This window comes from Microbacterium sp. PF5 (assembly GCF_004794315.1).
Lineage (GTDB): Bacteria > Actinomycetota > Actinomycetes > Actinomycetales > Microbacteriaceae > Microbacterium > Microbacterium sufflavum.
In genome coordinates this window covers 45040-55412 of the sequence record NZ_SSDQ01000158.1, presented here as the reverse complement: position 1 = coordinate 55412, position 10373 = coordinate 45040, and the positions used below count along the sequence as shown (strand labels likewise).

Here is a 10373-nt window from a genome sequence, read left to right as displayed (position 1 = left end):
CGGTCGAGGCGGCCGGCGGCGTCGAGCACGCCGATCACGACGCCCGCGGCCCCCGCGGCGATCGCGTGGCGCACGTCGCGCTCGGCGACCGCGAGCTCGTCGGCGTCGTAGTGGAAGTCGCCGGCGCGCGGACGGATCAGCACGTGCACCTCGGGGCCGTCGGCGGCGGCGGCGAGCGCGAGCTCCACGGTCCCGGGCGAGGGGGTGAGGCCGCCGAGCGCGAGGGCCGTGGCGAGCTCGACACGGGCGGCGCCGATCTCTGCGGCGATGCGCACTCCGGCGGGGTCCTGGACGGCGAGTTCGAGAGCGAGGGTACGGGTCACCCGTCCATTCTGCCGGGTGGATGCGCGACGGCCCGCCCACGACGCCCGAATATTAGATAGACTAACTAAGTATGTCTGCGCCCGATGATCTCCTCGCCCTCACCGCCACAGACCTGCGCCTGGCCACGTTCCGGCTCGCCCGCCGCCTCCGCTGCGCCCGCGCCGCCGACACCATGAGCGACACCCAGCTCGCCGTGCTCGCCGATCTGCGCATGAACGGCCGGCGCACGATCTCCACCCTCGCCGAGCGCGAGCGCGTGACCGCCCCCTCCATGACCAGCATCGTCAACGGGCTCGAGGAGCAGGGCTACGTCGCCCGCACGCCCGACGAGGACGACCGCCGGCGCGTGCAGGTCGACATCACGCCCGCCGGCGCCGAGATCGTGGTCGAGACCATCCGCCGCCGCGACGAGCTGCTGGCCGACATGCTCCGCGAGGTCGACTACACCGAGGCCGAGCTCGCGATCCTGCGCGATGCGAGCGCCCTGATGCGGAGGGTGGTCGAACGATGAGCGCCATGTTCCGCTCGTTCGCGAACATCAACTACCGCATCTGGTTCGCGGGCGCCCTGGTCTCCAACGTCGGCGGCTGGATGCAGGCCACCGCGCAGGACTGGGTCGTGCTGACCGAGCTCACCGACAACGACGCGACCGCGATGGGCATCACGATGGCCCTCCAGTTCGGGCCGCCCCTCGTGCTCGTGAGCCTCACCGGCTGGGTGGCCGACCGCTTCGACCGCCGCCGCATCCTGCTCGCCACGCAGGGCTCGCTGCTCGCGCTGGCGATCGCCGTCGGCTCGCTGCTGCTGGCCGGCGTCATGACGCTGCCGATGATGTTCGCCTTCGCGCTCGGCTTCGGCATCGTCAACGCGTTCGACGCCCCGGCCCGCCAGGCCTTCGTGTCCGACATGGTCTCCGCCGCCGACACCTCGAACGCGGTCGCCCTCAACTCCGCCTCGTTCAACCTCGCCCGCATGGTGGGCCCGGCCGTGGGCGGCCTCCTCATCGTCGCGATCGGCTCCGGGTGGGTGTTCATCGCCAACGCCGCCACCTTCCTCGCGATGATCCTGGCCCTGCTGCTGATGCGCGCGAACCTGCTCGCCCCGCGGCCCAAGCACCGCAACCGGGGCGGGCTGGCCGAGGGCTTCCGCTACGTGTGGGCGCGCAGCGACCTCAAGGTCGTGTTCGTGACGGTGTTCCTGATCGGCGCGTTCGGCATGAACTTCCCGATCTTCGCCTCCACCATGGCCCTCGAGTTCGGTGCGGGAGCCGACGGCTACGGGGTGCTCAGCTCGGTGCTCGCGATCGGCTCGCTGATCGGCGCGCTGCTCGCCGCCCGCCGCGACACCGCCCGCGTGCGGGTCGTGATCCTCGCCGCGGGCGGGTTCGGCATCGCCGCGTTCGTGTCGGCCGCCATGCCGAGCTACCTCGCCTACGCCGTGACCCTCACCTTCACGGGCTTCATGATCGTGACGCTGCTGACCACGGCGAACGGGTACGTGCAGATCACGACCGACCCGGCGCTGCGCGGACGCGTGCTGGCGCTGTACATGGCCGTGATCATGGGTTCGACCCCGGTCGGCGCGCCGATCGCCGGGTGGGTCGCCGACACGTTCGGCCCGCGCGCCGCGATCATGCTGGGCGGCACGGCGGGCTTCGTCGCGTGCGCGATCGGCGTGCTGTGGGTGCTCACCTCCGGGCGCCTGCACCGGCACGAGACCAGCCGCTTCCTGCTCACCCTCGACGAGACGCGGCCGCTGCGGGTCGTGCAGCCCGTCGAACCGGTCGACTTCACCGAGAAGGCGACCGTGACCACGCCGATCCGCACGGTGCGCCGCGACGACGGCGAGTGACGACCGCGGCGTTTTGTCAACGCCCTCCGCGTCATCCGCCCCGCGCCGTACGGTCGGGCCATGGACGACAACATGAGCACCCCCCACCCCCAGGACCCGGCCGAGGGCGCGCCCGACGTCGACGTGCCCCAGGAGGATGGCCAGGGCGACGGCACCGGCGGCGCGATCCAGGGCGACAGCTCCCGCGGCGAGTCGACCGGCGGCGCGATCCAGGGCAGCTCCGGCCCCGGTCACGCCCCGCTCGGCGGCTCGGAGAACACGGAGGACGGCCTCGACGCGGACAACCCCGCCGAGGAGGACACCCTGAAGACGCTCGACCCGGACAACCCGCCGGCCTGAGCGCTCCCGCAGACGGAACCGCGGACGGGACGACCGGAGACCGGTGCCCGTCCGCGGATCCTTCGCGTGCGTGTGAGGGGCTCAGCCCGCCAGCACGAGCTTGAGCTGCTCGACCGCCCAGTCGAGCTCGGTCGCGCGGATCACGAGCGGCGGGGCGATGCGGATGGTCTGGCCGTGCGTGTCCTTCACGAGCACACCCCGCTCGGACAGCTTCTCCGCGACCGCCCGGCCCGTCCCGATCGCCGGGTCGATGTCGACGCCGGCCCACAGCCCCGCGATGCGCACCGCAGTCACGCCGTGGCCGATGAGCGGCTGCAGCGCGGCCTCCAGGTGCGCACCCAGAGCCCGTGCGCGCTCCTGGAACTCGCCCGTCTGCATCATCTCCACCACGCGCAGCCCGACCGCCGCCGCGAGCGGGTTTCCGCCGAACGTCGACCCGTGCTCGCCCGGGCGGATCACGCCCAGCACGTCGCGGTCGCCCACCACGGCCGACACCGGGAGGATGCCGCCGCCGAGCGCCTTGCCGAGCAGGTACAGGTCGGGCACGACGCCCTCGCGGTCGCACGCGAACGTCTCGCCCACCCGGCCCAGTCCCGCCTGGATCTCGTCGGCGATGAACAGCACGTTCTTCGCGTCGCAGATCTCGCGGATGCGGCGCAGGTAGCCCTCCGGCGGGATCACGACCCCGGCCTCGCCCTGGATCGGCTCGACCAGCACGGCCGCGGTGTTCTCCGTGATCGCGGCCTCGATGGCGTCGGCGTCGGCGAACGGCACCCGGTCGAAGCCCGGCGTGTAGGGGCCGAAGTCGTCGTGCGCGGTCTCGTCGTCGCTGAAGCTCACGATGGTGGTCGTGCGCCCGTGGAAGTTGCCGTTGGCCACCACGATGCGCGCCTCGCCCTCGGGGATGCCCTTCACGCGGTAGCCCCACGCGCGGGCGACCTTGATGCCGGTCTCCACGGCCTCGGCGCCGGTGTTCATCGGGAGCACGAGCTCCTTGCCACACAGCTCGGCGAGCGCCGCGGCGAAGGGCTCGAGCGTGTCGCTCTGGAACGCCCGGCTCACCAGGGTCACGCGGCCGAGCTGCTCCGTGAGGGCGGCGACCAGGGCGGGGTGGCGGTGACCGAAGTTCACGGCCGAGTAGGCGGCGAGCAGGTCGAGGTAGCGCTTGCCCTCCACGTCGGTGACCCACGCGCCCTCGCCCCGCGCGATCATGACCGGCAGCGGGTGGTAGTTGTGCGCGACGTGCGGCTCCGCGTGCGCCGTGGCCTCAGCGGCCGCCGCGGTCACCGGCTCGACCGCGGTCACTTCGCACCGCGCAGTTCGAGCGTGCAGCACTTGATGCCGCCGCCGCCGAGCAGCAGCTCGGACAGGTCGACCGTGATCGGGTTGTACCCGCGCTCGCGCAGCTGCTGCTCGAAGCCCTTCGCGCGCGGCGAGATGATCACGTTGTAGCCGTCGCTGGACGAGTTGAGGCCGAACACCGCGCCGTCCTCGTCGGACACCAGGATCGCGTCCGGGAAGCGCCGCTCGAGCTCGGCCCGGCTGGCGTCGTCGAAGGCACCGGGCAGGTAGGCGATGTTGGCGCGCTCCGGGCCGCCGTTCTCCACGCCCTGCACCGGGTCGAGCACCGCGATGGCGGTGTCGAGGTGGTAGAAGCGCGGGTCGACGAGGTTGAGCGACACGACCTCGCGGCCGAACACCTCACCCACCTCGCGGTGGCTGTCGCCCGTGGAGCGGAAACCGGTGCCGGCGAGGATCACGTCACCCACCAGCAGGAAGTCGCCCTCACCCTCGTTGACCTCTTCGGGCAGCACCGTGTCGTAGCCGTTGGCGCGGAACCAGTCGGCGAACGCCGGGGCCTCGCCCTGACGCTCGACGAAGCGGAACTCGGGCACGTACGCGCGGCCGTCGATCAGGAAGCCGCCGTTGGCCGTGTAGACCATGTCGGGGTATCCGGCGAGCGGCTCGATCAGCTCGACCTCGTGGCCCAGCTCGACGTACAGGTCGTACAGCTTCTGCCACTGCTCGACCGCACGGGCCGTGTCGGTCGGCTTGGCCGGCTCCATCCACGGGTTGATCGAGTAGTTCACCGTGAAGTGCTCTGGACGGCACATCAGGTAGTGGCGGCGGTGCGCGGTGCGCGCAGGGGCGGTGGTGACGGCGGTCTCCGGCGTCGACATGGATGCTCCTCGTGTGAACGGGCGCGGCGGACGCTGTCCAGGGGCCCGGCGGTCCTTCGACCCGTCGCTCGCGCGGGAGCGGGTGCGGGGAAGATGCGACTCGGGCACGCCGGTGACCATTGTGCCACCCGCGCCTGACCGCCCGCCAGATCCCGCGCCGCCGCGCTCAGGTGCCGCGCACGACCAGCTTTCCGACCACGTGCCCCTCCTGCAGCCGGGCGAGCGCGGCCCCGGCCTCGGCGAAGTCGTAGGTCTCGGCGATCACCGGCACGAGGCTGCCATCCGCCACGAGCTCGAGCAGCCGGGCGAGCACCTCGGGCCGGGGCGTCGCCGCGAGCGGGCGGATGCGCCGCGATCCGAGCGACAGCACGACCGCCCTCAGCATGCGCGGGATCGGACCCAGCACGGGCCCGCCGTCGCCGGTGACCAGCACCACGCGACCGCCGGGCACCACCAGTCGCTGCAGCTGCCGCAGCGGGATGCCGCCCGCGACGTCGATGATCGCGTCGAAGTGCCCCGCGGGCAGCTCGCGCAGGGGCGTGACCCGGTGGTCGAACGTGCGCACGGCCCCGAGGCGTTCGATCAGCGGCTGGTTGCGGTCGCGGCACGACGCCCACACCTCGGCCCCGCGCAGCGCGGCGAGCTGCACCGCGAACGTGCCGACCCCGCCCGACGCCCCGATCACCAGCACCCGCGGGGTGCCGCCGTGCAGTCCGACCCCGCCGAGGTCGAGCGCCTGCCACGCCGTGCCCCCGGCGACCGGGAGCGTGGCGGCGACCTCGGGCTCCACGCCCGGCGGCAGCGGCACGAGCCGGGCGGCCGGCACCCGCACGTACTCCGCGAGACCTCCGCCGCCCACGAGCTCGCCGACCACGTGCTCGTCGAGCTCGGCGCCCACCACGTCGGGCCCGACGCCCACGACCGTGCCGACGACCTCCATGCCGCGCACGGGATGCTTCGGCCGGGTGAGCCCGAACGCCGGTCGCACGAGCAGCGGATCGCCGAGCAGCAGCCGCACGTCGCCCGCATTGAGCGCGGTGGCCCGCACGCGGAGCAGCACCTCGCCGTGGTGCGGCTGCGGCAGGGGGAGGCGTTCGAGCGCGACTCCGTCGGCGGGGCCGTAGGTCTCGCGACGCCAGGCGGCCATGCGGGCGGTCATGCGGCACCTCCGGGGGCGCTCGGATAGGAGAACAGCTCGTCGAGCCCGACGCCGAAGGCGCGAGCGATCTGGAACGCGAGCTCGAGCGTGGGCGAGTATTTCTGCTGCTCGATCGCGATGAGCGTCTGGCGCGTCACGCCGACGGTCTTGGCGAGCTCGGCCTGGGTGAGCCCTGCCCGCTCGCGGTGGGCGCGGATGCTGTTGGAGACGAGGGTGGGCTTGACCATCACACGAGCCCCCGCCGGTAGGCGATCACCCGGGCGATGCCGCCGACCACCGCGGCCACGAAGAACCCGAGGAACATCGTGTTCGCGATCCAGAAGACGTCGGCTCCGATCCCGCACAGCACGATCACGCCGAGTCCGGCGATCGCCACGAACGCCTGCTCCACGCGGGCGCCCATGCGGCCGATGTCGCGGTCGCGGATGTCGGAGCGGCCGACGCCGTCGGGGTCGCGCATCCCGGCGAGGATGCCCCAGGCGACGCTGAGCAGGATGGTGCCGACGATGCCGCCGCCGATGCTCCAGAGCATGAGCGGGAACCAGTCGACCGCGGTGAGCGGCCCGCCCGCCGCCTGCTGCAGCACGAGCACCACGTAGGCGACGAGCACGATCGGGCTGATGATGAGCCCCGCCCAGACATTGCGTTCCTCGTAGACCATGACGCCCTCCGAATGTAAAGGATCCTTGACATGAGGCTATGCGCGGCGGATGCTCGTGTCAAGAATCTTTTACACGCCCGGCGGTGCCGGATCGAAGACGCGCCGGACACGCCCGCGGAACGCACCTTTTCGACCCCGCGCCGGTGGGCGCGGCGGGCGGGGGCGGGGTCAGATGACGGGAGCACTCCAGGGGTCGAGGTTGCCGTAGCGGTGCGCCGTGATGGAGATCGACTGCTCGTGCACGAACGGGAGCAGCTCGATGCGGGCGGCCGCGGTCACCTCCGCGTCGTACACCGCCAGGTCGGGGTCGCCCGCGGTCGCCGCCGCCAGCGACGCCCGCAGCGTCGCGACCGCCTCCCGGCCGCCCACCAGACGCACCCGGTCGTACCGCGCGCCCGCGCTCGCGCCCTCCGCCGGCTCCTCCTCCGCGGGCAGCAGGCGCTGCATCCACTCCTCGTCCGACTCCAGGAAGACCACCGCGTCGAGGTCGCCCAGCGCGTGCCGCACCCCGGCCGGGAGCCCCACCGGGGTGGAGAGTACGAAGCCCGCCCCCGCGCGGACCCCCGCGATCACGACCCGCAGCACGTCCTGCAGGCGTGCGTCCTCGGTCGCCCTGATCTCCACGTGCCCCGGGCGGTAGCGGAACAGGTTGCGCTCCACCTCCAGCCGCGACACGTCGCGCACCCGCCCGAACTCACGGTCCCAGGCCAGGGCATCCGACAGGGCCGCGCGCCGCAGCCACTCGAAGGCCTCGTACGCCAGCGACGGCTGCGCCGACTCGATGAGCGCCGTGATGCGCGAGTCGAGTCCCCGCAGGTGCAGGGTGCTCGATGCCGCGCCCCCGGGCTGCGAGCGCCACGTGCCGAGGCCGATCAGGTGGTTCGGGCCGCCCGGCTTCGCACCGGGTCCGACCGACGACCGCTTCCAGCCGCCGAAGGGCTGCCGCTGCACGATCGCCCCCGTGGTGCCGCGGTTGACGTAGAGGTTGCCCGCCTGCACCCGGTCGAGCCAGAGCGACAGGTCGTCGGGGTCCTGCGTGTGGAGCCCGGCCGTGAGGCCGTACGCGACCGCGTTCTGCAGTTCGATCGCGCGCGCGAGCGTGGGCGCGTGCATGATGCCGAGCACCGGGCCGAAGAACTCCTCGAGGTGGAAGCGCGACCCCGGCTGCACGCCCACGCGCACGCCGGGCCGCCACAGCCGTCCGCTCTCGTCGCCGTCCACGGGGGCGGGCTCGATCAGCCACCGCTCGTCGCCCTCCAGCTCGCTGAGCGCCCAGGCGAGCTTGCCCTGCGGCTGCTCGATCACGGGGCCCACCTCGGCCGACGGATCCGCCGGCCAGCCCACCCGCAGGGAGCGGACCGCGTCGGCGAGCTGCCGGGCGAAGCGCTGCGAACGGCCGACCGGGCCGACGAGGATCGCGAGGGAGGCGGCGGAGCACTTCTGCCCCGCGTGCCCGAAGGCGCTCTTGACCAGGTCGGCGACGGCCAGATCGAGGTCGGCGGACGGCGTGATGATCATGGCGTTCTTGCCGCTGGTCTCGGCGAGCAGCGGCAGGTCGGGGCGCCACGAGCGGAAGAGCGCCGCCGTCTCCCACGAGCCGGTGAGGATCACGCGGTCCACGGCCTCGTCGGTGATCAGCGCCCGTCCGAGCTCGCCCTCCTCGATGTCGACCAGGGCGAGCACCTCGCGCGGCACGCCGCCCTCCCACAGGGCCTCGGCGAGCGCGGCGGCGCAGCGTCGCGCCTGCGGGGCGGGCTTGAGCACGACCCCCGAGCCGGCGGCGAGCGCGGCGAGCACTCCTCCGGCCGGGATCGCCAGCGGGAAGTTCCAGGGCGGCGCGACCACGGTCACGCGCGCCGGCTCGAACACGGCACCGGAGATCGCGTCGAGCTCGCGGCACGTGGAGGCGTAGTAGCGGGCGAAGTCGACGGCCTCGCTGACCTCCACGTCGGCCTCGGCGAACACCTTTCCGGTCTCCGCCGCGGCCACCTCGATCAGCTCCCCACGCCGACCGTCGAGCGCGGCGGCGGCCCGCAGCAGCACCTCCGCGCGCTCCGCCGCCGGACGCGAGCCCCACGACGCGGCAGCGGATCGCACGCCCCGCACGAGGCGCCCGAGCTCGTCGGCGTCGTCGACCCTGGCGGCGGCGAGCACGGCCTCCCCCACGGTCGAATCGGCCAGGCGACCGCGGATCCCGTCGGCCCACTCCCGGTTGGCGGGCAGCGCGAGGTCGGTGTCCTGCGTGTTGGTGAAGCCCGGAGCGCCGCCCGTGTCCTCCCCGCGCTCGCGGGCCGCGTACACCGCCGTCTCCAGGAAGGCCCCGGTGTCCGCGCCGTCGGTGCCGCGGGCGATGCCCAGCACCGCCTGCGTCAGGTCGGCCTCGGGGATCGGGGGCGCGGCGGTCGGGCGGACCGACTCGTGCACGGGTGCGAGCCGGTCCTGCGTGCGGCGCGGTCCGCGGAGCAGGGTCGCGTCCGTGGAACGGTCGAGGGCGTCGAGGAACCGGTCGCGCTCCCGGGCGAACAGCCCCTCGTCCTCGTGGAGCCGGAAGGCCGCGGACAGGAAGTTGTCGGACGACGCGTTCTCCTCCAGCCGCCGCACCAGGTAGCTGATGGCCACGTCGAACTCGGCCGGGGCGACCACGGGCACGTACAGCAGCACCGGCCCGACCTCGCGCGACACGGCCCGCACCTGGCCCTGCGCCATCCCGAGCAGCATCTCGAACTCGATCGCATCGCGCACGCCGCGCTCGCCCGCGAGCAGCCAGGCGTAGGCGATGCCGAACAGGTTGTGCCCGGCGATCCCCAGCTTCACGGCGGAGGTGTGCGCGGGCGTGAGCGCCCAGTCCAGGCAGCGGAGGTAGTTCGCGTCGGTGTCGAGCTTGGTGTCGTAGGTCGCGGGGGTCCAGCCGTGCAGCCGCGCCTCGACGTGCTCCATGGCGAGGTTCGCGCCCTTCACGAGCCGCACCTTGATGCGGGCGCCCCCGTGGGCCACGCGGTCCTGCGCCCACGCGGTCAGCTCCTGCAGCGCGGGCAGCGCGTCGGGCAGGTAGGCCTGCAGCACGATGCCGGCCTCCAGCCGCGCCAGCCGCGGATCCTCCAGCAGCCGCGTGAACACCGCGATCGTGAGGTCAAGGTCGCGGTACTCCTCCATGTCGAGGTTGATGAAGGTGCCGTCGTCCGCCGCGGTCAGGTACAGCGGCAGCAGACGCTGCACCACGCGGTCGACGACGGCGTCGAACCCCCACATCGAGATGCGGCTCATGATGGCCGACACCTTGACCGACACGTAGTCCACGTCGGCGCGGCGGATGAGCTCGTGGATGCCGTCGAGCCGGCGCTGCGCCTCGGCCTCGCCCAGCACCGCCTCGCCCAGCAGGTTGAGGTTGAGCCGCGAGCCCGAGGCACGCAGCCGCTCGATCGCGGGGCCGAGCTTGGCGGGACGCGCGTCGACCACGAGGTGCCCGACCATGTCGCGCAGCGCCCGCCGCGCGATCGGCACGACCGGGGTCGGCAGCACGGGCGCGACACCCCCGCCCAGACGCACGGCCGAGCGCAGGTACCAGGGCAGGAACTCGGGCACGATCGGCGCGATGCGGTGCAGGCGGGCGGCGGCCGCGGTCAGGCTCTCCGGGCGCATCACCCCGTCGACGAAGCCGAGCGTGAAGGGCAGGCCGTTCGCGTCGCGCAGCACCCCGGCCAGGCGTGCGGCCGCGGGGTCGACGTCGGCCGCCGCGGCCTCGATCACCCAGCGGCGCGCGAGGTCGATCGCACGGTCGGAGAGGGGGGCGGACGACGCGGCATCCGGCGGGAGCTCGGCCATGATCCTCAGCCTATGACCGGGCCCCTGTTTCGGCGGG

The 10373-nt window shown here is 73.3% G+C and carries 10 protein-coding genes; 3 read left to right on the top strand and 7 right to left on the bottom strand.

Annotated elements, in window-relative coordinates; genetic code table 11:
* Window positions 1-323, bottom strand: a 323-nt coding sequence (locus DW297_RS15845) for a copper homeostasis protein CutC (RefSeq protein ID WP_275092301.1), incomplete at its 3' end; no start/stop codon positions are given.
* 71 nt (window positions 324-394) lie between these two features.
* Here DW297_RS15845 and DW297_RS15840 point away from each other — a divergent pair.
* Genes DW297_RS15840 through DW297_RS15830 form a run of 3 tightly spaced genes read left to right on the top strand, consistent with a single transcriptional unit; the run spans window position 395 to window position 2514 of the window.
* A complete protein-coding gene (locus DW297_RS15840; protein WP_136034152.1) occupies window positions 395-835 on the top strand; it encodes a MarR family winged helix-turn-helix transcriptional regulator in 441 nt (146 codons plus the stop codon).
* 5 nt (window positions 836-840) lie between these two features.
* Window positions 841-2175, top strand: coding sequence for an MFS transporter (locus DW297_RS15835; RefSeq protein ID WP_136034163.1), 1335 nt, complete (start codon window positions 841-843; stop codon window positions 2173-2175).
* 60 nt (window positions 2176-2235) lie between these two features.
* Entirely contained in the window at window positions 2236-2514 is a 279-nt protein-coding gene (locus DW297_RS15830; RefSeq protein WP_136034150.1) for a hypothetical protein, read from the top strand.
* Window positions 2515-2595: 81 nt separating this feature from the next.
* On the opposite strand, the gene rocD is transcribed toward DW297_RS15830, so the two are convergent.
* The 6 genes from rocD to DW297_RS15800 form a co-directional block, all read right to left on the bottom strand.
* Entirely contained in the window at window positions 2596-3819 is a 1224-nt protein-coding gene (gene rocD, locus DW297_RS15825; protein ID WP_240744654.1) for an ornithine--oxo-acid transaminase, read from the bottom strand.
* Window positions 3816-4694, bottom strand: a complete 879-nt coding sequence (gene ddaH, locus DW297_RS15820) for a dimethylargininase (protein ID WP_136034148.1) — start codon at window positions 4692-4694, stop codon at window positions 3816-3818. The genes rocD and ddaH overlap by 4 nt, the downstream gene beginning before the upstream one ends.
* Window positions 4695-4860: 166 nt before the next feature.
* Entirely contained in the window at window positions 4861-5853 is a 993-nt protein-coding gene (locus tag DW297_RS15815) for an NAD(P)-dependent alcohol dehydrogenase (protein WP_136034146.1), read from the bottom strand.
* The gene (locus DW297_RS15810) at window positions 5850-6080 is read right to left on the bottom strand and encodes a helix-turn-helix transcriptional regulator (protein WP_136034144.1); all 231 of its coding nucleotides are present in this window, start codon (window positions 6078-6080) and stop codon (window positions 5850-5852) included. The genes DW297_RS15815 and DW297_RS15810 overlap by 4 nt, the downstream gene beginning before the upstream one ends.
* Window positions 6080-6514: a hypothetical protein gene (locus DW297_RS15805; RefSeq protein ID WP_136034142.1), complete on the bottom strand. Its 435-nt coding sequence runs from the start codon at window positions 6512-6514 to the stop codon at window positions 6080-6082. The genes DW297_RS15810 and DW297_RS15805 overlap by 1 nt, the downstream gene beginning before the upstream one ends.
* A 168-nt stretch (window positions 6515-6682) precedes the next feature.
* On the bottom strand, window positions 6683-10336 hold the full coding sequence (locus tag DW297_RS15800) for a proline dehydrogenase family protein (RefSeq protein WP_136034141.1): 3654 nt from the start codon (window positions 10334-10336) through the stop codon (window positions 6683-6685).
* Window positions 10337-10373: the final 37 nt, after the last annotated feature.

Excerpts from the sequence above, each read along its gene's own strand:
- DW297_RS15840 (WP_136034152.1), top strand. The coding sequence starts at position 395 with ATGTCTGCGCCCGATGATCTCCTCGCCCTCACCGCCACAGACCTGCGC.
- DW297_RS15835 (WP_136034163.1), top strand. The coding sequence starts at position 841 with ATGTTCCGCTCGTTCGCGAACATCAACTACCGCATCTGGTTCGCGGGC.
- DW297_RS15830 (WP_136034150.1), top strand. The coding sequence starts at position 2,236 with ATGGACGACAACATGAGCACCCCCCACCCCCAGGACCCGGCCGAGGGC.
- ddaH (WP_136034148.1), bottom strand. The coding sequence starts at position 4,694 with ATGTCGACGCCGGAGACCGCCGTCACCACCGCCCCTGCGCGCACCGCG.
- DW297_RS15815 (WP_136034146.1), bottom strand. The coding sequence starts at position 5,853 with ATGACCGCCCGCATGGCCGCCTGGCGTCGCGAGACCTACGGCCCCGCC.
- DW297_RS15810 (WP_136034144.1), bottom strand. The coding sequence starts at position 6,080 with ATGGTCAAGCCCACCCTCGTCTCCAACAGCATCCGCGCCCACCGCGAG.
- DW297_RS15805 (WP_136034142.1), bottom strand. The coding sequence starts at position 6,514 with ATGGTCTACGAGGAACGCAATGTCTGGGCGGGGCTCATCATCAGCCCG.
- DW297_RS15800 (WP_136034141.1), bottom strand. The coding sequence starts at position 10,336 with ATGGCCGAGCTCCCGCCGGATGCCGCGTCGTCCGCCCCCCTCTCCGAC.